General features: G+C 68.1%; 18 protein-coding genes. 9 read left to right on the top strand and 9 right to left on the bottom strand.

Features of this window, described 5'->3' with window-relative positions; all coding sequences use genetic code 11:
* Positions 1–23: 23 nt before the first annotated feature.
* On the bottom strand, positions 24–782 hold the full coding sequence (locus tag CKY51_RS09180) for an SDR family NAD(P)-dependent oxidoreductase (RefSeq protein ID WP_022970770.1): 759 nt from the start codon (positions 780–782) through the stop codon (positions 24–26).
* A gap of 429 nt (positions 783–1,211) precedes the next feature.
* On the opposite strand from CKY51_RS09180, the gene CKY51_RS09175 reads away from it, so the two are divergent.
* The 3 genes from CKY51_RS09175 to CKY51_RS09165 all read left to right on the top strand — a co-directional run bounded on the left by CKY51_RS09175 (position 1,212) and on the right by CKY51_RS09165 (position 3,902).
* Positions 1,212–2,615, top strand: a complete 1,404-nt coding sequence (locus CKY51_RS09175; RefSeq protein ID WP_022970771.1) for an FAD/NAD(P)-binding protein — start codon at positions 1,212–1,214, stop codon at positions 2,613–2,615.
* Between the two features lie 203 nt (positions 2,616–2,818).
* Positions 2,819–3,250 (top strand): VirK family protein, encoded by a 432-nt coding sequence (locus CKY51_RS09170; protein WP_022970772.1) that lies wholly within the window; start codon positions 2,819–2,821, stop codon positions 3,248–3,250.
* 325 nt (positions 3,251–3,575) lie between these two features.
* The gene (locus CKY51_RS09165) at positions 3,576–3,902 is read left to right on the top strand and encodes a DUF6172 family protein (protein WP_022970773.1); all 327 of its coding nucleotides are present in this window, start codon (positions 3,576–3,578) and stop codon (positions 3,900–3,902) included.
* A gap of 540 nt (positions 3,903–4,442) precedes the next feature.
* Here CKY51_RS09165 and CKY51_RS09155 read toward each other — a convergent pair.
* From CKY51_RS09155 to CKY51_RS09130, 6 genes are all read right to left on the bottom strand, one after another.
* A complete protein-coding gene (locus tag CKY51_RS09155; RefSeq protein ID WP_022973587.1) occupies positions 4,443–5,717 on the bottom strand; it encodes a DEAD/DEAH box helicase in 1,275 nt (424 codons plus the stop codon).
* A 127-nt stretch (positions 5,718–5,844) separates the two neighbouring features.
* On the bottom strand, positions 5,845–7,383 hold the full coding sequence (locus tag CKY51_RS09150; RefSeq protein ID WP_022973588.1) for a dihydrolipoamide acetyltransferase family protein: 1,539 nt from the start codon (positions 7,381–7,383) through the stop codon (positions 5,845–5,847).
* 11 nt (positions 7,384–7,394) lie between these two features.
* A complete protein-coding gene (locus CKY51_RS09145) occupies positions 7,395–7,763 on the bottom strand; it encodes an SH3 domain-containing protein (RefSeq protein ID WP_022973589.1) in 369 nt (122 codons plus the stop codon).
* A gap of 1 nt (position 7,764) precedes the next feature.
* Complete coding sequence (locus tag CKY51_RS09140) at positions 7,765–8,835, bottom strand: alpha-ketoacid dehydrogenase subunit beta (RefSeq protein ID WP_022973590.1); 1,071 nt, start codon at positions 8,833–8,835, stop codon at positions 7,765–7,767.
* On the bottom strand, positions 8,828–9,916 hold the full coding sequence (gene pdhA / locus CKY51_RS09135) for a pyruvate dehydrogenase (acetyl-transferring) E1 component subunit alpha (protein WP_022973591.1): 1,089 nt from the start codon (positions 9,914–9,916) through the stop codon (positions 8,828–8,830). The genes CKY51_RS09140 and pdhA overlap by 8 nt, the downstream gene beginning before the upstream one ends.
* A 174-nt stretch (positions 9,917–10,090) precedes the next feature.
* Positions 10,091–13,672 carry a lamin tail domain-containing protein gene (locus tag CKY51_RS09130; RefSeq protein ID WP_022973592.1) on the bottom strand — a complete coding sequence of 1,194 codons (3,582 nt, stop codon included), beginning with the start codon at positions 13,670–13,672 and terminating at the stop codon, positions 10,091–10,093.
* A gap of 388 nt (positions 13,673–14,060) precedes the next feature.
* On the opposite strand from CKY51_RS09130, the gene CKY51_RS09125 reads away from it, so the two are divergent.
* The 3 genes from CKY51_RS09125 to CKY51_RS09115 all read left to right on the top strand — a co-directional run bounded on the left by CKY51_RS09125 (position 14,061) and on the right by CKY51_RS09115 (position 17,412).
* A complete protein-coding gene (locus CKY51_RS09125) occupies positions 14,061–14,951 on the top strand; it encodes a tryptophan 2,3-dioxygenase (RefSeq protein ID WP_031340435.1) in 891 nt (296 codons plus the stop codon).
* Positions 14,952–15,277: 326 nt separating this feature from the next.
* On the top strand, positions 15,278–16,798 hold the full coding sequence (locus tag CKY51_RS09120) for a peptide MFS transporter (protein ID WP_031340436.1): 1,521 nt from the start codon (positions 15,278–15,280) through the stop codon (positions 16,796–16,798).
* Between the two features lie 11 nt (positions 16,799–16,809).
* Entirely contained in the window at positions 16,810–17,412 is a 603-nt protein-coding gene (locus CKY51_RS09115; RefSeq protein WP_022973595.1) for a thioredoxin family protein, read from the top strand.
* A gap of 137 nt (positions 17,413–17,549) precedes the next feature.
* Here CKY51_RS09115 and CKY51_RS09110 read toward each other — a convergent pair whose 3' ends face one another.
* On the bottom strand, positions 17,550–18,038 hold the full coding sequence (locus CKY51_RS09110) for a MarR family winged helix-turn-helix transcriptional regulator (RefSeq protein WP_022973596.1): 489 nt from the start codon (positions 18,036–18,038) through the stop codon (positions 17,550–17,552).
* Positions 18,039–18,161: 123 nt separating this feature from the next.
* On the opposite strand from CKY51_RS09110, the gene hppD reads away from it, so the two are divergent.
* Both hppD and hmgA read left to right on the top strand, forming a co-directional pair.
* Positions 18,162–19,277, top strand: coding sequence for a 4-hydroxyphenylpyruvate dioxygenase (gene hppD, locus CKY51_RS09105; RefSeq protein ID WP_170292309.1), 1,116 nt, complete (start codon positions 18,162–18,164; stop codon positions 19,275–19,277).
* Positions 19,278–19,456: 179 nt separating this feature from the next.
* Positions 19,457–20,764 carry a homogentisate 1,2-dioxygenase gene (gene hmgA, locus CKY51_RS09100; RefSeq protein WP_022973598.1) on the top strand — a complete coding sequence of 436 codons (1,308 nt, stop codon included), beginning with the start codon at positions 19,457–19,459 and terminating at the stop codon, positions 20,762–20,764.
* A 116-nt stretch (positions 20,765–20,880) separates the two neighbouring features.
* On the opposite strand, the gene CKY51_RS09095 is transcribed toward hmgA, so the two are convergent.
* Positions 20,881–21,432 (bottom strand): hypothetical protein, encoded by a 552-nt coding sequence (locus CKY51_RS09095; RefSeq protein WP_022973599.1) that lies wholly within the window; start codon positions 21,430–21,432, stop codon positions 20,881–20,883.
* Between the two features lie 126 nt (positions 21,433–21,558).
* Here CKY51_RS09095 and CKY51_RS09090 point away from each other — a divergent pair, with 126 nt between their 5' ends.
* A complete protein-coding gene (locus CKY51_RS09090; protein WP_022973600.1) occupies positions 21,559–22,197 on the top strand; it encodes a hypothetical protein in 639 nt (212 codons plus the stop codon).
* Positions 22,198–22,240: the final 43 nt, after the last annotated feature.

Below are 22,240 nucleotides of genomic sequence, written 5' to 3'. Positions count from 1 at the left end.
CTACGCGTTCCCCGCGCCAGCAGTCATACGCCCAACGACTGCCCACCATCCACTGCCAGCACCTGGCCGGTGATCCAGCGTGCGCGCGGTGAGGCGAGGAATAGTGCCGCGTCGGCAACGTCCTGTGGATCGCCGAAGCCGCCGAACGGAATGCTGTCGCGGATGCGTGCATACAGTTCGGGATCTTCGCGGCTGCGCTTGTCCCACACGCCGTCGGGAAATGCGATCGAGCCAGGGGCGATCGCATTGACCCGGATACGGCTGCGCGCCAGTTCCGCCGCCAACGTGGTGGTGTAGTAGTTCAGCGCCGCCTTGGCAGTGGAATAAGCGATCGCACGCGGGGTCGGGCGCTGGGCGTTGATGGAACTGATGTTGAGGATCACCGCGGCCGCGCTGTCGCGTAGATAGGGCAGCGCCGCGCGGTTGCAGCGCACGGCGGCCATCAGGTCGATGTCCAGGCCGGCCTGCCAGCTGGCGTCGTCGTTGCCATGGCCGAAGCCGGAGGCGTTGTTGACCACCACGTCCAACCCGCCGAGCGCGGCGGCGGCCGTGGCGACGTAGTGCTGGAGTTGCGCCGCGTCGGCCAGGTCGCAGCTGGCGGTATGCACCGGTGCGCCATGGGCAGCGAGCGTGGCGGCCACCTGCGCCAACCGCTGCGGATCGCGTGCGCACAGCGAGACGTGGGCGCCATCGCGGACGAAGGCCTCGGCGATGGCCAAGCCAATGCCGCGACTGCCGCCGGCAATGAGGACACGTTGTGGTGCGGAACGGAGAGCGGACATGGCGGTGACTCGCAGAGCGGCGATTGGGGACAGCAGGATGAAAGCACAGACGAGCAGAGACCGTCGTCAGTGGCCAGACCCGTTCGGCTGGACTGCGAGCGGGCCACGCGTGATGTGTTGACACACCACCGTCCGCTTTGCGTGCTTGCACGCAGTGGACGCTGCACCCATCCGTAGAACCCATGGTCCGCGCAACTGGTTTGCGCGTGGCTGCCGTCTGCCGCTGTCACAGCGGCGGTAACGACGTGCATTGCCGCAGCCGCAGGCTGTCATCTGCCTGCAATCGACGGCGCGTGGGCCACGCCCGGCAGGCCTCATCACCGGCGGTCATCACCTCATGCCAACGTGGAAGCGCGGCGCTAACCGTTTGTTTACACACCCGCGCCGATGCAAGGGCACAACATGCGAGTCATCCCGTGGGAGTTGCCGATGGAAACCCATATCACCGTCATCGGTGCCGGCTTTTGTGGCACCGCGCTGGTGCGTGCGCTGGCGCAGACGGCCGAGGCAGACGTCCGCATTACCCTGGTCGGTGTCGCCGACACCTTCGGCAGCGGCGTGGCCTACGGGGCGGCGCGGCCCGAACACCTGCTCAACGTGCGCGCCAAGGACCTGGGGATCGACGCGCAGGCGCCGACCGCGTTCGCCGACAGCCTGCACCTGGGCGATAGCGGCCGCCTGGAGTTCCTGCCGCGACTGGCTTACGGCGACTACCTGCGCAGCGAACTGGATGCGGCCATCAGTGCGTCCCGCGCCTCGATCGTCCGCTTGTCGCAGGAGGCGGTGGCGGTGGAGCGGGTGCGCAACGGCTTGCGGGTGTTTCTGGCCAATGGTGATGCCTTCCATAGCGACCGCGTGGTGCTGGCGGTGGGCGCCTTGCAACCGCAGGCGCTGGCAGGGATCGGGCCGCGCCTGAGCGTGCATCCGCGTTACATCGGCTGGCCCTGGCAAGGCGATGCGCTGGCACGTCTGTCGCCCGATGACGATGTGTTGATTGTCGGCACCGGTCTGACCATGGTCGACGTGGCGCTGAGCCTGCGGGCGCGCGGACATCGCGGACGCCTGTTGGCGATTTCGCGTCGCGGCCTCGCACCGCAGGCGCATCTGCGCCAGCCAGGCGCAGCGCTGGAGCTGCCGCCGCATCTGCAGCGCGCGCTCAAGGATGCCGACCTGCGTGGCTTGCTGCGCGGGGTGCGGCAACTCAGTGCGGTAGTGGATGACTGGCGGCGCGTGGTGGACGCGCTGCGTCCGCATCTGCAGCCACTGTGGCAGCGCCTGACGCTGGCACAGCGTGGGCGTTTTCTGCGGCATCTGCGGCCGTACTGGGAAGTGGCGCGTCATCGCGTGGCGCCGGGGGCAGCAGAGCAGCTGCAGCAGCTGCAAGCGTCCGGGCAGCTCAAGGTGGTGGCGGCGCGGCTGTTGCGCGCGCGCTGGGTGCCCGATGGCGTGGAAGCGGTGATTCGAGCGCGTGGCGCGGCCGACGCGCAGACCCATCGCTACCAGGCGGTGATCCGCGCCACCGGCCTGGATACGGATGTCGATCGCACCAGCGATGCCTTGATCGCCGGCATGCGCGAAGCCGGATTGCTGCGCGCCGATCCGCTCGGCCTGGGGCTGGATACCGATGCGCAGATGCGGGTGCGCGACGGCAGTGGCCAGGTCGTGCCGGGGCTGTACTGCGTGGGGCCGCTGCTGCGCGGGCGCTATTGGGAAATGACGGCGGTGCCGGAGCTGCGGGTCGCCGCACGTGCCTTGGCCGAGCAGCTGTTACTGGGCGCCGCGCCCGCGCTGCAGTCGTCCGCCGCCGTGCCGCCGCGCGAGTCGCTGGCATGACGCGTGTGCGTGGTCGCGCAATGTCTGAGCGCAGGGGTATAGCAAGTGCGGGCCGTCGCGGATCGCGCGCTGCCACCGGGCGCAACGATGCAGCGTGATGCGTAGCGCAGCTCGAAGCGACGGACAGGAATAAGTCATGTTGTGCCGCCTGGATCCTCTAGAGTCCAGGCCGCTTCATTCCCCTGTCCGCATTGGAGCCCCGCATGTTCCGTTCTGCATCCCTCAGCTTGATCGGCGCGCTGTGCGCATGCGCACTGCCCGCCTGGGCCAGCGAAACCCTCAACACCCGCGCCGAGGTCCTTTCTGCGCTGGACTCCGGCTACGGCGTCAGCGTGAGCATCGAGCTTGGCCGCTGCACCCCGGAAACCGGTACGCCGGCCACCCAGACCCGTGGCGGCCTGCGTATCGACGCCTACCGTCTCACCGAAGACGGCACGTTGGCGTTCTCCGATTCGCACTTCACTGTCGCCAATGATGGCAAGCCGATCCAGCAGTTCATGCGCTATCAGCTGCGCCCCGATGGCAGCGTGCGCTTCACCACCTACATGTACGACCTGCCGGCGCTGCAGCCGCGTGGCCCGGTGCTGGCTTACCAGTGCGCGATCAACCAGGGCATCCGTTTCCACGCCGATTGACGCCTGTCAGGCAATGCCGCAGCGAGGCCGTCAGCGCGCCTTGCTTCGGCATTGCCACCAGGGCGCGTTCCGTCATCGATGGGCGTGCAGCCCTGTTCGCGCGAACGCTGGCGCGAGCGGGAGCCCGGGGTGCGCTGTGAGCCGATGCTGTTCCGCGGCGTGCCTGCGCCGACGTGCGGCTCCGTACCGTCCTGGAGGCCGAGGTGAACAGCAGGCCTGAGCGCGCAGGCCCGAGCAGCCACGCTGCTCTCGGTCAGGGCGCTGCCGACTGTCGCTGGCGACCGGCTGGCCTCACAATGGGAGGCCAGTTCCCAATGATGTCGCCATGCGCAAGACCTACCAGCTGAACCCCGAAGGCAAGAACCGCGATCGCGTGCTGGAAGCCAGCAAGCACGATATCCGTAAATACATCCGCCGCGAGCGACGCAAGGAATTGCCTGCCGATGCCGATTACTGGGACTTCGACGTGCGCTTTGGCGTGGACGAAGCCAGCGCTGCGCCCTTGCCGCCGGCCGAATTGATCCGCGCGGTCACCGCGCTGGCCGCCGAGGGCGGCAGCCAGTTTTTCGTGGAAATCCTGCGCAAGCCGGGCACGCGCGGTCCGCGTGGCGGCGGCGCCGGTCACGACGCACTGGACTTCGACCAGGACTGAGTTCCTCAGAGCGTGTGATGCACGTTGAGGTGAGTGCGACGCGTCGTGCGGCGCGTCGAGACAAGGCGTGCGTTGCAGCCCAGGCTGTGGCCGCCTGGGCAAGGCGCGCAACGCGGTCTCGGCGCGCAACAGGGCGCTTCCCGGAGGGTTGGCCGTCAGCGGCACGGAGCGTGCGCCGCGCGGCGTGCCTCGGCGGCCAGCCAAGCCGGCGCCACCCAGCACCCGCTCCGCACCGCTGACGGCCAACGCATCTCATCTCAACGTGCATCACACGCTCTAGCGCAGGTGAGCTGCGATCGCAGGCGCGTCCGCGCCGCGCGCCGGCCCTGCGCTGTCTTCGCTGCACAGCCCGGTGATGCGACCGCTATTGATGCCCTTTGCAGGGATTGCGCCAGGAATTGGACCGTCCTTGTGCAGGCTTGGCTGCGGCATACCGCCGCACCGCGACACCGATGCCGCGATCATCGGTGTGCGGCATGCGCGCAGGGCGTGGAGCCGTCATCGGCTGCAGCCCGTTGGCGTCGGGCCGCGGCGCCTGGGTCACTCGGTCTTGCTTGCCGCCTGCGCGGCGGCGCGCAGCTTGTCCTTCTTGTTGGGGCGCTTGCCCTTGATGCCGCCGTTGCCGTCTGATGGTCCCGCCGTGCCGGTCGCCGAGGCCGGCAGCGGCGTCGGCTCGAACCCGGTCAGCACCTCGCTGGGAACACGTCGGCCCTGACGCTTTTCGATCAGCCGCCACTGCGGCTGGCCTTCTGCGGTGACGAAACTGATGGCCACGCCAGTGGCGCCGGCGCGCGCGGTGCGGCCGATGCGATGGGTGTAGTCGACCGTGGAGCGCGGCAGGTCGTAATTGACGATGGCCGGCAGCGCCACGATGTCGATCCCGCGTGCGGCCAGGTCGGTGGCCACCAGTACCCGCGCTTCGGCGTGTTTGAAGGCTTGCAGCGTGCGCGTGCGACGGCCCTGGCTCAACTCGCCGTGCAGCGGCAGGGCGGCAACGCCGGCCTTGGCGAGTTTGTCGGCCACGGTCTCGGCGCTATGGCGACTGGCGACGAAGACCAACACCTGCGGCCATTGCTCGCTTTGCAGGAGCTGCCGCAGCAATTGCGTGCGGCGGCCGGCATCCACGGCAATGGCGCGTTGGGCGATCGCCGGCGCCTGCGCCGGTGCGGCCTCGATGGTGAGACGCAGCGGGTCGCGCAGACGGCGCTTGGCCAGCATCGCGATGGCGGGTGGGAAGGTGGCCGAGACCAGCACGCTTTGCCGCTGCGCCGGCAGCAGGCCGAAGATGCGATCGAGCTCGGCGCCAAAGCCCAGGTCTAGCAGACGATCGGCCTCGTCCAAGATCAGTGTGCTGACCTGCGACAGGCGCAACGCATTGTGCGCCACCAGGTCCAGCAACCGCCCCGGGGTGGCGATGACGATGTCCGCGCCACCGCGCAAGGCCATCAGTTGCGGATTGATCGCCTCACCGCCGGTAGCGGCGACGATCTTCAGCCGGCGCGGCAATGCGGCGGCCAACGGCAGCAAGGTCTGCGCGACCTGTGCGACCAACTCGCGCGTCGGCACCAGAATCAGTCCGCCCAGCACGCGTGGCGCCTGTTCCGGCGCCTGGACACGCTGCTGCAGCAGTGGCAAGGCGTACGCCAGGGTCTTGCCCGAACCGGTCTGTGCGGTGGCGATCAGGTCGCGGCCGGCCAGCATCGGCGGAATCATCGCGACCTGGATGGCGGTAGGCGCGTGCACACCGGCGCGGGCGAGCGCGGTCTCGAACGAGGGCTGTAGTTGCGGCGACAGCGAGAGGGAGGCGAAAGACATGCGGGGATTATCCGCGTCTTTGCGCGGCGGCGCTGCCTGCGGCGGCGTTCGTGCCGATGCCTGTTCGCTGGTCGCCGTCAGGCCCTGCGGCAGCGCGGCGAGCCGACAAGGCCCACCGCGCAGACGCTCAGTGGGCCAGCGCCAGATCGTCGATCAACGCGCGCAGGAAGCGCGCCGCTTCACCGCCGGTGGCGGCGCGGTGGTCGAAGGTTAGTGACAACGGGATCACCTTGTGGGTTTCCACGCCGCCCATCACCGGGGTGAGCTGGTAGCGCGCACGGCCGGCGGCGACGATCGCCACGCACGGCGGCACCACCACCGGCGTGGCATAGCGCCCGGCGAACATGCCGAAGTTCGACAGCGAGATGGTGTAGCCGCTGAGTTCGGAGGGCGCGATGCTGCGTTGTTCCACCTGCTGGCGCAGACGATTGACGCTCTCGCGGATGCCATGCGCATCGAGCATGTCGGCGTTGCGCAAGGCCGGCACGAACAGTCCCTCGTCGGTGTCCACCGCAATACCGACATCGACCTGCGAATGCAGGGTACGGCTGAGCGCATCGCCATCGAACCAGGCATTGAGCGCCGGTACCGCCTGGCAGGCCCGCACGATCGCGCGCACCAGCCGCACGGTGACGTCGTTGCCCGGTTGCCAGGCGTGGATGTCGGCATCGTCGTTGAGGGTGGTGGGCACCACCTTGCGATGGGCGTCGGCCATCACCCGCGCCATGTTGCGGCGCACGCCCTTGAGCTGCTCGGGCTGGCCCTTGACCGCGACGCCCGGCGGCTGGGTGCGCACTGGCCTGCCGCTGGCAGAGAGCGTGGAGCGGGCGGTGTTGCCCTCATCCGCCCTGCGGGCAGCTTCTCCCGCAGGCGACAGAAGGGTCGCCGTTGCCGGCCGATCGCTGCCGTCGGCAGCGAGCCCATTGGCTCCCCCGCCTTCACTGATCGGACCCCGCTCGCGTGCAGGAATCGGACCACCTCTCCCGGCTGCGGGAGAGATCGGCGCGCCCTGCGCGCCGGGTGAGGGCCGCGCGGTGCCCGCGGCGGCGGCCTGCTTCACATCGGCCAGCGTGACCGTGCCGTCTGGGCCGGTGGCGCGCACCTGTGCCAGGTCCACGTGCAGCTTGCGCGCCAGCGCGCGCACGACCGGCATGGCGCGCACGCCGCCGACGGCAATGGCTTGCTCGCTCTGCACGGTGTTGGAGGTCTGCATGGCCCCGACCACGGTACCGGCGTCGTCGCGTTCGCCCGCTGCATCGGCGCCGGCGTGCGCATCGGCGATTTCGCCACCATTATCGGAAGCGACCACGCGTGCGGTGGGGCCGGCCGCGCTCTGGCCGGTGCTCGGCGTAGACGCCTGCGCGGCGGCATGGCCATGACCGTGCCCCGTGTCCTGGCCGTCGGCGCGCTGCGGCTGCGAGGCATCCAGCGCGAACTGCGCCAGCATGGCGCCGGTCACGATCACATCGCCGGCCGCGCCAGCCAGCTTGACCACGGTGCCGGAGAACGGCGAGGGCACGTCGACCACGGCCTTGGCCGTCTCCATCGAGACCAGCGGCTCGTCCAGGCGCACGTTGTCGCCTTCCTTGACGAACCACTCGACGATGGTGGCATCCGGCAGGCCTTCGCCCAGGTCGGGCAGATGAAACGTCTTGCTTTCGCTCATGGCAGATTCTCTTACGCCGCCGACAACGGCGGTGTGGTGTCTTCGAGGAGTTCCAGATCGGCCGCCGGTAGCCAGCCCTGCGCGCCATCGGCGCGTTCGGACCACCACCAGCCACCATGTTCGTGATGCAGCAGCACGCTCTCGCCCATCTCGGCATCGAGTTCGCGTGCGTCGTAATCGTGCAGCGCTTCGGCTACACCATCGCCCAGCGGACGTAGCCAGGCCAGCGGTGCCCAGCCGGCACGGCCATCGTCGGTAGTGACCCAGGCAAATGCTGGCCATTCCTCATCGCGCACGCCGACGCTGACGTGTTGCCCGGCGCGAAAGCGCACCGGGTTGGCGTAGGCGGCGCGATGCTCGCAGAGCAAACGGGCGCGCATGTCAGCCGGCAGCCACGGCGCGCCGGGCGGCGGTGACGATGCGCTCCACGCTCGGCAGGTACTTCATTTCCAGCCGGAACAGCGGGATATGGGTGTCATAGCCGGTGACGCGTTCGACTGGTGCCAGCAGGTCGTACATCGACTGCTCGGCCAGACGCGCGGCGATTTCCGCGCCGAATCCAGCGGTACGCGGGGCTTCCTGCACGATCACGCAGCGGCCGGTCTTGGCCACCGATTCGGCAATGGTGTCGAAATCCAGCGGACGCAGCGTGGCGACGTCGATCACTTCGGCGCTGATGCCTTCGCCGGCCAGTTTGTCGGCCGCTTCCAGCGCTTCCTTGACCTGCGCCCCCCAGGCCACCAGGGAGACGTCGGTGCCGTCGCGCAGCACGAAGCAGACATCCAGCGGCAGCGCTTCGCCATCGTTGGCGACGACTTCCTTGTACTGGCGATAGATGCGCTTGGGCTCCATGTAGATCACCGGATCCGGGTCGCGGATGGCGGCCAGCAGCAGGCCGTAGGCGCGCTGCGGCGACGACGGCAGCACCACGCGCAGGCCGGGCACGTTGGTGAAGATGGCCTCGTTGGCTTCGCTGTGATGTTCCGGTGCGCGGATGCCGCCGCCCCACGGCACGCGCAGCACCAGCGGGCAGTGCAGGCGACTGCGGGTGCGATTGCGCAGGCGTGCGGCATGGCAGATCAGGTGATCGACCATCGGATAGACGAAGCCGTCGAACTGCGCCTCGGCCACCGGCTTCATGCCTTGCGCGGCCAGGCCCACGCTGAGCCCGGCGATGGTGGTCTCGTCCAACGGGGTGTCGAGCACTCGCTCGCTGCCGAAGCGTTGCTGCAAGCCGGCGGTGGCGCGGAACACGCCGCCGTTGACGCCGACGTCCTCGCCCAGCACCAGCACCGACGGGTCATGCTCCAGTTCCCAGGCCAGCGCCTGGGTGATCGCTTCGATCAAGGTAATGGGTGCACTCATCGGCGTGTCTCCGCGCGTGGCTGCAGCGTTGTAGGGAGCACTGGCCTGCTGCGAGACAGCGACGTGGGCGTGGTTGAGCTCATCCATGGCGGGCCTCCAGGGCAATGGCATCGGCGCGCTGGGCGAGCAGTTCGGCCGGCGGGTCGGCGTAGAGGTGGTCGAACATGGCCTCGACCGGTTGCACCGGCGTGTTGAGGTAGGCGTTGACTTCCTCGTCCACGCGCGCGGCGCACTCGGTCTTCCAGGCCTCTTCCTGGTCGGCATCCCACAGACCTTGCGCGGTCAGGTACTGGCGCAGCCGCAGCAGCGGCTCGCGCGCCCAGGCCTGCTTGACCTCGTCCTCGCCGCGGTAGCGGCGCGCATCGTCGGCGGTGGTGTGGTCGGACAGACGGTAGGTCAGGAACTCGATCACGGTGCCGCCGTCGCCAGCGAGCGCCCGGCTGCGGGCCTGACGCATCGCTTCGAGCACGGCGATCAGATCGTTGCCGTCCACCTGCACGCAGTGCAGGCCGCCCGCCAGGCCCTTTTGCGCCAGGGTCTGGGCGCCGGTCTGTGCCGCACGCGGCACCGAGATCGCCCAGCCGTTGTTGATCACGCACAGGATCAGCGGCAGCTGGTAGGCGCCGGCCGAGTTGAGCGCCGCGTAGAAGTCGGTCTTGGAGCTGCCACCGTCGCCGCAGGAAGCGACCGCGATCTGCGGCTTGCCCTGCAGCTTGAACGCCAGCGCCGCCCCGGCCGCGTGCAGGCACTGGGTGGAGATCGGCACGCAGATCGGGAAGTCGATGGCGGCGGCACTGTCGCGCGGATAGTCGCTGCCACGCTCGTCGCCACCCCAGTACAGCAGCACGTCGCGCGGACGCACGCCGCGCTCGAACATGGTGCCGTATTCGCGATAGCTGGGGGCGAACACGTCGCCGTTGCGCATCGAGGCGCCAATGCCGACGTGGGTGGCTTCATGGCCCAGGCAGGAGGCGTAGGTGCCCAGCTTGCCGGTGCGCTGCAGCGCCACCGCCTTGCTGTCGAAGGTGCGCACCAGCAGCATGCGCTTGAACAGCGCCAGCAACTGCTGCGGGTTGGCGGCGTCCGCCGGCAGGTCGTCGCGGACCAAGCGGCCGTCGGCGTCCAGGTACTGCAGGAACTCGATCTCGAACTGCGCGGCTACGCTCATGACGCGACACCTTGGCGAAGAAGTTTCAAATGATATGAGTTTGGATGTTAAGGACCGCCAAGCGAAAAGCCGTCGTGCAGCGCAGCAGATTGCATGCTGGCGTGCACAAAAAAAGGCGCGGCCCAGGCCGCGCCCCGTTGTCGCAGCTAGGCGCTGCGACGTGTTGCAGTGCGATCAGTGGCGGTTGGCGCTGGCGTCGATCGGCGTGACCATCAGCGCCGAATCGTTGCCCGGGTTCGCATCGGGCGATGCTGAATTGGCATTGGCCTGCACCCGCACTGCGCGCTCGGCCGGAACGGGCCGGGTGGCCACCGTCAGCGCGAAGACCACCTGCGCGCCCGGCATCATCGCCGCGCCGGCGCTGCACACCAGGCGCGCGCTGCGCAGCGATTGCAGCTGCTTGTCGCAGCGCCAGCCGGGTGGCGGCAACACCTGCGACAGCGCCGTCAGCGTATTGCCCTCGATGGTGACACTGGGCCGCTGTGCCGGCGCGCTGCCGAGGTTGTTCAGCAACACGCGGTAGCTGGCGTTGAAGGCACTGCTCGGCAGGCTGGCCGGGCCATCGATCCGGACCGCCAGATCGCTGCGCGGCAGTGGCTGCACGCTGACCGCGAGCGCGTCGGTGTTGTTGCCCGATTGCGGATCCGGGGTCTGCGCCGCCACCGAGGCGGCCAGGGTCAGTGCGCGGCCTGCCAGTGCGGTGTCGGCGTCGACCTGCGCGGCGAAGCTCTGGGCATTGCCGGCGGCCAGCGAGGCGATGGTGCAGGTCACCACGGTTTGCGCAGCGGTCTGCGGCGGCGCGCAGGTCCAGCCGGGAGCTGTGGTGATGCGTGGGCTGACGGCGGCATCGAACGCCAACGCGACCGCCGCAAAAGCGGCTGCATCCGGCCCGCGGTTTTCCACGTCCACCGTGTAGTCGATGCGCCCGCCCTCGGTGACCGGATTGCGCGCCGCGCTGACCACCACCCCCAGATCGGCGCGCAGCAGTTTGCTCATCCGCAGCAGCACCATGGTCGGGTCATGGTCGGACAGGCGGGTCGGCGTGTTGGCGTCGTTGCGCGCGGTAGCGGGGAAGTCGGCATTGATGCGGGCATGGCCGACCAGCAGCGAAGCGACTTCAGGCGCGCGCATCAGCGCATCGTTGGCCAGGATGTGGTCCAGCGACTGCACATTGCCGTCGAAGACGTAGGAATAGCTCTGGTCGGGCGTGTTGAACCAGGTCAGGTCGGTGTAGTCCGGCGTCACCAGGTCGGCGCCGTCGCCGGGGACCACGGTCTGCGCATCGGCCGACGGTTTGCCGGTGACCGTGCCCATCGCGTCCACGTAGCCGTCGTTGAACTCGAAGGCGTTGAAGTCGCCCATCACCAGCACGCGTTCGGCCGGGTCCAGTTGCTGGCGGGTCTGCAGCAGGCGCGCCAGGTCTTCGGCCTGGGCCTGGCGCTTTGCGCGGATGCGGGCGCCGGAGGCGTCATCGGTCTCGGCACCGTTGAGCGAGCGCTGGTGCACCACAATCGCGGTCAGCGGCAGCACGCGACCGTCGGCCAGGTGCACCCGGGTGGTGAGCAGCAGCGGTGGGCGGTCGTTGAGCAGGCTCACCGCACCGCCGGGCTCGGTCCAGGTGGTGGTCTTGCCGTGCTGGGCGACGGCCAGCACTTCCACCCGCGGGACGTTGGCGGCGACCGGCGCGGTCTTGACCAGGAAGCCGACATCGATGCCGCCGACGTCGTTGCCGTCCTGCAGATAGGCCACGTACTGCGGATCCGGCTGGTCGGCGGCGACCGCATCGGCATTGATGCGTGCGGCCAGGGTCTGCAGCACGCTCAGGTTCTCCACCTCCACCGTACCCAGGATGTCGGGCAGGTGCAGGAAGTTGCGGATGGCCAGCGAGGCCTTGTTGAGGCGCGCCTGGTAGGCGGCCGGCGTCAACACCGGTTCGCCGATCGCCGGGTCGTTCTGGTCGTCGAAGAAGCGCTCCATGTTGTAGGTCGCCACCGCCACGTCGTCGGCCTGCGGCACCGGCGCCGGGCGCGGCTGGTCGGCGCCGTCGCAGCGCACCTGTGGGGTGGTTTCCGGGTACAGCGTGTAGCGGCGGAAGCTGTAGTCCAGCGGGCCGGTGACGTCCAGCACGCGGCAGCCGGCGGCCAGGTCCAACCGCTCGCCGCCAACGCCGGCGCTGCCGACTGCGATCACTTCCGGGTTGGTATTCCAGCGCGGCACGCCGGCGGGCGCGCCGGCCGGCAGCGGATCGGGCTGCTGCACGCCCGGCTTGCGCCAGGCCCGCGGTAGACCGGTGACCACCGCATGGAAGACGCCATTGCTGCTGGCGCTGGCGTCGGCCTCGTTGACGCTGCCGCCGGTGGGAGCGTTAACGGTGAGGCTGGCGGCGGTGACGCGCATGCCCTCCAGTGCTTCGAGCTGATCGTAGGCGCCGTTCGGATCGGGAAAGTTGCTGCTCAGCGCCACCGGCAACGGCAACGGATGACCGGTGGAGTCCAGCAACACGCTGGGGTTGCCGCCGATTTCGGTCAACGGCGGCTGGTTCGGGTCGGCAGTGGGCACGTATTCGATCACCGTGCCCTGCACGCGCACGCGGTTGCCCACTGCGGCGGTTTCCGGCGGAGCGCTGCCGGTGTAGACGTAGATGCCTTCGGAAGTGCGGGGATCGCCGTCGGCTTCGGCATCGGATGCCTGCAGGAAGAATCCGGCGCTGCGGCGCGCGGTGACGATGCCGGAGGTGGCGACCACCTGACCTTCCAGCGGCGAGCGCGCGCTCTTGCCCTGGATGGCATGGATCGGCAGCAACTGGAAATCGTCGTTGAGGATCGTGCCGGTGGCGCTCAGCGCGGCCGGCAGCGCGCCGGTCAGACCGCTGATCTGCAACGTGAACGTCTCGTCGGGCTCGGGCGTGGTGTCGCCCAGCACCTCCACCGCGATGGTGGCGCTGCGCTCGCCGGGGGCGATGCGCAGTTGTGTCGGCGGCAGGGCGATGTAGTCGCTGCCGGCGGTGGCGCTGCCGTCGACGGTGGCGGCAGTGAAGCTGACGCCGGCGGCGCCGGCCGGTTGGCTCAGGGCGAGCGTGAACAGCCAGCTGCGGCGCCCGCTATCGCCTTCGGCCTGGCGGATGTCGGCCAGGCTGGCGATCGGCTGCCCACCGCCGTCGCATAGCCGCAACGGGCTGGCGGTATTGCGTGGGCTAGGCGCGCCGGTGGCGAAATCGGCTGCATTGTTGTCGGTGTCCGTGCAGCCATCGCCGGCGCGCAGCACCGCCAGGGTGTTGCTCGGCGCCGACGTGGGTGCATTGCCTTCGGCGCAGCTGGCGCTGCTGCCGTAGCCAACCAGATCGACGCTGCCGCTGGGGCAGCTGCCGCTCAAGGCGGCACTGCTGCGGCTCAACGCCACCTTGCCGGCACTGCCGCCCATGGCAATCGTGCCGGTGGCATCGGGGGTGGGCAGGGCGACGCTGCCGCCGCTGCCGTCGGCTTGCTTGATCAGGTAATACGCGCCGGCCGGCAGTGCCCCTGCGAGCGGCGTGGCCTGCCAACTGCTGCCGGCGGCCGAGGCATACTGCACCGACCAGCCGTCCAGGCTGACCGCCGTACTGCCGACGTTGTGCAACTCGATGAAGTCGCTGCGATAGGTGGCGCCGCTGTTGCCGCCACCGCCATAGACCTGGCTGATGACGACCTGGGCGCTGGCGTGGCCGGCAAACGCCAGCGCACAGACGATGAGAGCTGCACGACACGGCAACACATGCATGAGAGCGGTCCCCTGATCCTTGAGACGTGAAGCGCTCCCCTGGTCCGGCCACGTCCCTGGCCGGCAGCGCACATCGATTCTGCCTGAATTTGCATGCCTAGATTGACGAAAGTGTTACAGCCCGCACGAACCAGCGAGCGCGGCAGGGAGCGCGGCGCGTGAACGCGGGTCGAGCCCGCGTGGCAAGAGCCGGCTGATTGCATGCGCCAGGTGGTCGCGCGATGGTGCGCGGCAGGCGAGCACGGCGGTGCACCGGTCCTGCCGAGGCTGGGCTGGGTGAGACCGCCACTGCGCGTGGGTCCAAGCTCGTTCCTGGGCCTGGATGCGCCGGCATGCCGCGACCCGGCCGCTGCGGTACCCTGCCGGGCCCGATCGTCTGCGCTTCGCCATGCCCGTCGACAAGAATCTGCGTGACCTGGAACCCGGCATCCACACCGACCTGCAGGGGCGGCTGACCTACGGCGGCTATCTGCGGCTGGACCAATTGCTGTCGGCACAGCAGCCGCTGTCCGATCCGCCGCATCACGACGAGATGCTGTTCATCATCCAGCACCAGACCTCCGAGCTGTGGCTGAAACTGCTGGCGCACGAACTGCATGCGGCGATCGGCTTCTTGCAGCGCGACGAGGTCTGGCAATGCCGCAAGGTGCTGGCGCGCAGCAAGCAGGTGCTGCGCCAGCTGACCGAGCAGTGGTCGGTGCTGGAGACGCTCACGCCCAGCGAGTACATGGGATTTCGCGACGTGCTGGGGCCGGCGTCGGGCATTCAGTCCTTGCAATACCGCATCATCGAATTCCTGCTGGGCAACAAGAATCCGCAGCTGCTGGAGGTCTTCGGCTACGACCCGCAGGGCCAGGCGCGGCTGCGTGCGGTGCTGGAGGCGCCCAGCCTGTACGAGGAGTTCCTGCGCTACCTGGCTCGCTTCGGCCATGCCATTCCTGCGCAGTACCAACAGCGCGACTGGACCATCTCCCACGTAAGCGATGCCGCGCTGCGGCCGGTGCTGGAGCGCATCTACGAGAACACCGACCGCTATTGGCGCGAATACGCGCTGTGCGAGGATCTGGTGGACCTGGAAACCCAATTTCAGCTCTGGCGCTTCCGCCATATGCGCACGGTGATGCGAGTGATGGGATTCAAGCGCGGGACCGGCGGTTCGAGCGGGGTGGGATTTCTGCAACAGGCGCTGGCGCTGACGTTCTTCCCGGAATTGTTCGATGTGCGGACCTCGGTCGGCCTGGACGTGCGCGAGTCGCCGCAAGCTCCGACGCCGCGCTGAGCCCGTCCTCGTCAGGCGCCGCGCTCTGCGCTGCGGGCCGGCGCTCAGGTGGCGGGCGCGCGCATCTGCGCGCAGACGCGGCGCAGCAAGGCCCTTGCGCGTGGCGCTGCTGCCCGGCTCCAACGACCGCACAGCTCGGTCGCACGCCTGATCCTGCCGTGCTGCGGGCGCCGGCAGGCGGCGGGTGACGCGGGCACACGCGGTTGTCCCGGCGCTGGCCCTGGTCTCGGCGAATTTGACGCGAACATGACGTCTAAGTGATCCTCGCGCGTCGTCCGGGCCTGTCCCGGCTGCCCCAGCCATTCCTGAACATGCAAGGGATTCCTATGAGCGTTGACGCTGCTGCGCCGACTTCCGCCTCCACTCCGCCGCAACCGCCTGCGCTACCCGAGTTCCCCACCTTGCTTGGCCATCCGCGCCCGCTGTGGATGCTGTTCATGACCGAATTCTGGGAGCGCTTTGCGTTCTACGGGATCCGCTGGGCGCTGGCGCTGTATATCGTGGCGCAGTTCTTCGGTGGCGAAGCGACCGGCCAGGCGCCGGCCGGACGCACCTACGGCGCCTATCTGGCGCTGGTCTATGCGGCGGCGATCTTCGGCGGCTACGTGGCCGATCGCGTGCTGGGCTACCAACGCTCGATCCTGGTCGGCGCCATCGTGATGGCCACCGGCCTGTTCCTGATCGCCGTGCCCAACCAGACCGTGTTCGAGATCGGCCTGGCGACGGTGGTGGTCGGCAACGGGCTGTTCAAACCGAATATCTCCACCCTGGTCGGCAAGCTGTATTCGGTGGCCGACCCGCGCCGCGACAGCGGCTTCACCATCTTTTACATGGGCATCAACCTCGGCGCGATGATTTCGCCGGTGCTGACCCAGTTGCTGGCCGAGAAGGTGTTCGGGACCGAGGCGATGCCGTCCTACAAGGTGGTGTTCCTGGCCTCGGGCGTGGGCATGTTGATCAGCCTGGTGTGGTTCTGGATCGGTCGCCGCCAGCTCGCCGGCATCGGTGCGCCGGCGCCGGGCGCGCAAGGCATGGCGCGGGTGCTGATGGTGCTGGTCGGCTGCCTGCTGGCGATCCCGGTGGTGTACTTCCTGCTGGCGGTCGGTGCCGACGTGTTGCAGGCGGTGCTGACGGTGTTGTTCGTCGGCCTGGCCATTTTGTTGCTGGTGGAAGGCATTCGCGAAGGCAAGGTGCAGCGCGACAAGGTGATCGCGATGCTGATCATCTTCGCCTTCAACGTGCTGTTCTGGATGTTCTTCGAGCAGGCTGGCAGTTCCTTCACCTTCCTGGCCGACAACATCGTCGATCGCACCTTCGGCAGCTGGACCTTCCCCACCGCCTGGTTCCAGTCGGTCAACTCGATCGCCATCATCACGCTGGCACCGGTGGTGGCCTGGATCTGGCTGAAGATGGGCCGCGCCAATCCGTCGATTCCGCGCAAATTCGGCCTGGGTCTGCTGTTCAACGGCCTGGCGTTCCTGCTGCTGATGTTCGCCCTGTCCAGCCTGGTCAACGACGCCGGCAAGATTCCCTTCTGGACCTTGTTCATGGTCTACGTGATCCAGTCGGTGGGCGAGTTGTGCTTGTCGCCGATCGGCTTGTCGATGGTGACCAAGCTGGCGCCGGTGCGTCTGGTGGGCTTTGGCATGGGCGGTTGGTTCCTGTCCACCGGCATCGGCAACAACCTCTCGGGCATCTTCGCCGGTCATGTCAGCGGTAGCGAAGGCATGAGCGTGTCCTCGGCACTGGCCGGGTATACCTTCGGCTTCTGGGCCTTGTTGGGCGCTGGCGTGTTGCTGTTCGTGATTGCGCCGCTGATCAACAAGCTGATGCATGGTGTGAAGTGAGGAGAATCGCGATGCCGATCAAACCGACTGTCTGCGGCCTGGTGCTGGCCGGTCTGTTGAGCGCCTGCGGGCAGCCCACCGAACAACAGGAGCCGCCGCGGCCGCTGGATACCTCGATGCAGAAGCCGCCCAGCGCCGATCCGACCCAGCCGGTGGCCTCTGGCAATACGCCGACCGCGGCCGATATCGCCGCGGCCGCGGCCTTGAATGCGCAATACGATCCGACCCGCGATCCGGCCGCCGATCTGGAAACGGCCAAGGTCGAAGCCAAGCGTGGCGGCAAGCGCATCGTGCTCAACGTCGGCAACGCGGCCTGCGTGCCCTGCAAGGCGCTGGACGAGGTGATGGGCGGCGACGCCGAGCTGCGCAGCTTCCGCGATGCGCACTACGTGGTGGTCAAGGTCAATCGCGATGCGCAGAACGAGAATGCGCCGTTCCTGTCGCAGTTCTCCCAGCTCAACGACTTTCCTGCACTGCTGGTGCTGGACAACGACGGCAAGTTGTTGACCACCCAATCGGGTCCGGAATTGCGCAAGGGCGATGGCTTCGACCGTAAGAAGCTGTTTGACTTCCTCAAGCAATGGGCGCCACCGCAACCGCAGCCGCAAGCGTGAGCAGCGTGCGCGGTGGGGCCGCTGCATCGCATGGTGTGGCGGTGCATAGCGCGGATCGCTGATGGTGCGCTAGCCCGCCGACCTGCGGTCGCGCGGGCAGTGGCAGGCGATCGGCATCGGCCGCCGCGCCGCCGGCATCAGTCCTTGCTGGCCATCCGCGGCAGCCCGTCCTTGGCCAGGCGGTCGATCAGCCGTTCCAGCGTCTGTTGCTCTTCGCTGCTGAATACCGACATCAGTCGCTGTTCCATCTCATTGACCAGCGGTGCCACGGTCTCGTAGACCTGCCGCCCTGCTGGCGACAGCGCCAGCATCGAACGCCGCCTGTCGTCGCCGTGGGTTTCGCGACGGATGAAGCCGCGCTCGAGCAAACGCGCCACCGCGCGGCTGACTGCGACCTTGTCCATCGCCGTGCGGTCGGAGACCTCGCTGGCCGATGAGCCCGGATACAGCGCCAGAATGGTGATCACCCGCCACTCGGGAATGGCCATGCCGTAGCGGTCGCCATAGACCTTGGCGATGTTGCTGCTGATGCGGTTGGACAGCACGCTGAGACGATAGGGCAGGAACTGCTCGAGGTTGAGCAGCACCGGGTGCGGCGTCGTAGGAGAGGCGTCGTGATCGCTCATGTTGCACTATGTCTTGATTTTGGTTTCATTTGCAACTACAAACAGCAGGTGGCCTGCGCATTCTCGCGGGTCTTTGGCCCCCCCGCATAGCCCTGCGGACGCCCCCACCGTGGAGAAACGACGATGAGCACACAGATGCACAGCAGCGCGAGCCGACCGGATCCCGGCATGCAGGTCACCACGTTCGACAATCCCATGGGCATCGACGGCTTCGAATTCGTCGAGTTTGCCGCGCCGGCCGGCCAGGGCGAGCAACTGCACGACTACTTCCGCCGCATGGGCTTTACCGCCGTGCTGCGCCATCGCAGCCGCCCGATCACGATCTATCGGCAGGGCGGCGTCAACTTCCTGCTCAACGAGGATCCGGATTCGTTCGCTGCCGATTTCGCCGCCGCGCACGGGCCCAGCGCCTGCGGTTTTGCGATTCGCTTCCGCACGCCGGCGCAGACGGTACTGGAGACCGTGCTGGGCAACGGGGGCGAGGCGGTGCAGAGCAAGGCGCAGACGCGTGCGGTGCCGGCGCCGGTGGTCAAGGGCATCGGCGATTGCATGCTTTACCTGGTGGACCGCTACGGCGAGGCCGGCAGCGTCTACGACGCCGACTACGAAGCCATCCCGGGAGCCGACCAGAATCCGGCTGGATTCGGCCTGACCTTCATCGACCACCTGACTCACAACCTGTACTTCGGCAACATGCAGAAGTGGTCGGACTACTACGAGCGTCTGTTCAACTTCCGCGAGATCCGCTATTTCGACATCAAGGGCGCCAAGACCGGCTTGGTGTCCAAGGCGATGACCGCGCCGGACGGCATCGTGCGCATTCCGCTCAACGAATCGTCCGACCCCAAGAGCCAGATCAACGAATATCTGGATGCCTATCATGGCGAGGGCATCCAGCACATCGCCTGCTTCACCGACGATATCTACAGCACCGTCGAGCGCATGCGTGCCAGCGGCATCAGCTTCCTCGACACGCCCGATACCTATTTCGACGTGGTCGACCTGCGCATTCCCAATCATGGCGAGGACGTGCCGCGCCTGCGTCGCAACAAGATCCTGATCGACGCCGACCCCGATACCAAGCAGCGCAAGTTGCTGCAGATCTTCACCGAAAACTGCATCGGCCCGATCTTCTTCGAGATCATCCAGCGCAAGGGCAACGAAGGCTTTGGCGAGGGCAATTTCCAGGCCTTGTTCGAGAGCATCGAGCGCGATCAGATGAAGCGTGGGGTGTTGTAAGAGCCGGGACTCGGGATCCGGTACCCGGGACCCGGTAAAGCGGGATCCGGGGCTCGTCCGCGAATGCGTGGTTCCGCGCCTGACGCAGTTCGATTTCAGTGCATGCTGTTGCGGGACCCGGGACCCGGGACCCGGGTCCCGAGTCCCTGCTCTCCCGCCCCCCCATTCCGAGTCCAACCATGTCCAGCGATCCTCTGCAGTACCAAACCGGTTTCGGCAATGAGTTCGCCACCGAGGCGGTGGCAGGGACCTTGCCGGTCGGGCAGAACTCGCCGCAGCGTGTGGCGCATGGGCTGTATGCCGAGCAGCTGTCGGGGACGGCCTTTACCGCTCCGCGCGGGGAGAACCGTCGCAGCTGGCTGTATCGCATCCGTCCGGCGGCCGTGCATGGCCGCTTCTCGCTGATCGAGCAATCGCACTTCCACAACGACTTCGGTGCCGGTCCGGTGCCGCCGGATCAGCTGCGCTGGAGCCCGTTGCCGCTGCCACAGGCGCCGACCGATTTCGTCGATGGTCTGTACACCATGGCCGGCAACGGCGGGCCGGAGGCGATGAGCGGCGTCGGCGTGCATCTGTACGCCGCCAACGCCTCCATGCACGATCGCTTCTTCTACGATGCCGATGGCGAACTGTTGCTGGTGCCGCAGTTGGGACGCCTGCGCGTGCACACCGAGCTGGGCGTGCTGGAGCTGGAGCCGCAGCAGATCGGGGTGATTCCGCGCGGCGTGCGCTTTCGGGTCGAGCTGCTGGATGGACAGGCACGCGGCTACGTCTGTGAGAACTTCGGCGCGCTGCTACGCCTGCCCGACCTGGGGCCGATCGGCGCCAATGGCCTGGCCAATCCGCGCGATTTCCAAACCCCGCAGGCCGCTTTCGAGCGCCGTACCGGCGCGTTCGAGCTGGTAGCCAAGTTTCAGGGCCATCTGTGGCGCGCGGACATCGATCATTCGCCGCTGGACGTGGTGGCCTGGCACGGAAACTACGCCCCGTATCGCTACGATCTGCGCCGCTTCAACACCATCGGTTCGATCAGCTTCGATCATCCCGATCCGAGCATCTTCACCGTGCTGACCTCGCCCAGCGATACGCCGGGGACGGCTAACATCGACTTGGCGATCTTCCCGCCGCGTTGGCTGGTGGCCCAGCACACCTTCCGCCCACCGTGGTTCCATCGCAACGTGGCCAGCGAGTTCATGGGCCTGGTGCATGGCGTCTACGATGCCAAGGCCGATGGCTTCGCCCCGGGCGGTGCCTCGCTGCACAACTGCATGAGCGGACATGGGCCGGATGCGGCGACCTACGACAAGGCCTCGCAGGCGGATCTGTCGCGCCCGGACGTGATCATCGAGACCATGGCCTTCATGTTCGAGACCCGCGCGGTGCTGCGGCCGGTGCAGCAGGCGCTGCAGGCAGCACATCGCCAGGACGACTACCAGCACTGCTGGGCGGGTTTGCGCGATGGATTCCAGCCGCCGGCAGCGGAGTGATCGGTAGGCCGGCGTCGGCGGACGGTGCGCTGGCCCCTGCTGTGTGCGTCGGAAGCGGGCACGATTGCCAAGTCGCTATGCGCCTGCGCACAGGTTGCTGCTTGCCGGGCTGTGGACTATGGCGCGTCGGGCAGCGCCATCGTGCGTTCTGCCGCAGCCATGGACGTCGATGCGCGCGCTTGCGGCGGTAGCAGATCGGTGACCCGGTCGCGCACGCGCTCGGCATAGCTGGCCGAGGTGATCTGCGGCAATTGTGCAAGCGCCTCGGCGATCGCGTCCTGCATGGCCTGCGCGCTGCGTGCGGCCTGCAGTTGGCCGTGCAGCGCCAGCGCCGCCGGATTGCGCTGCAGTTGCAGGATGTCCAGCAGATACAGGCGCGCGCTGGTGAGCGCGCGGCGTTGCTGGCGCTGCTGCTCTTCTTCGTGCGAGGCAGGCACTGCGGTTGCAACCGTTGCGTTGACCGCCGGGTCGGTCGGCCAGTGCAGGTAGCCGGCCGCGCACAGCGTCTGCACCAACGCGGCCGCGTCGGTGCCCAGCAATGCCCCCAGGCTGGCCAGGTCGCGCTGGCCATCGGCAAGAATGAGGGCGCGCCGTTGCAGCAGGGTGAGTGGGCTGCGATGCGATTGCAGCGCGGCGATGGCGAGGTCGGTCTTGCGTGGGGACGTCATGGCGAGGGTCCTGCGAGGCCGCCAGAGTGACCGTTGCCAATGAAGCGGCGATGACATCGGCGTGGCATGCACATCGCCGGGCCGGCGGCCGTGTAGGCTGGTCGCATCGTTGCCAGGAATGTCTTCATGACGTGCCGACCGCTGGGTTTGCTTGCGCTGCTGTGGTTGCTGGCCGGGTGCCAGCGTGCCGAAACGCCCGGCGTGCCCACAGCAGCGGTGGCGCCGGCCGAGACCCCAGCGGCGGTCGACCAACCCGGCGGCGATGTGCCGCCAGCGACGGCACCGCCAGGCAGTCTGCCGCCACGCCTGCGCCAGGACCCGGCGACGCTGGCGCGCTGGGATGGCTATGGCGATGTGCGCCTGGGCGTGGAGGCGGCGCAGATCCGCACCGCCTGGGGTGGTGAATTGCTGGGGTCGCCAGCGGCCGCGGGTGGCTGCTATCTGCTGCGCCCACGCTGGGCGGAGACGGCGCGGCAGTTCGGCTTCATGGTCGAGGGCGATCGCCTGGTGCGTTACCAGACCAGCGAACCGAAGGAGACCGCACCTGGCGGCGGCCGGGTCGGCATGTCGGTGGCGCAGTTGCAGGCGCTGTATCCCGCGCTGCAGGTGCAAGCGCACAAATACGTCGAGGGTGCGCAAACGCTGCGGGTCGCCGCGCCCGACAGCGATGCGGCGCTGGTGTTCGAGACCGATGCGCAGGGCGAGGTCACCCAGTGGCGGGTCGGCCTGCCACCGCAGGTGGACTACGTGGAAGGTTGCGGCTGAGCCCAGCGCGTTGTCAGCGCGGGCCTGCTCGCGGCCGGCCTGG

The sequence above is a fragment of the Xanthomonas maliensis genome, assembly GCF_009192945.1.
Lineage (GTDB): Bacteria > Pseudomonadota > Gammaproteobacteria > Xanthomonadales > Xanthomonadaceae > Xanthomonas > Xanthomonas maliensis.
Note: the sequence above shows the minus strand (reverse complement) of the source record. Positions and strands in the feature narration are given on the sequence as shown.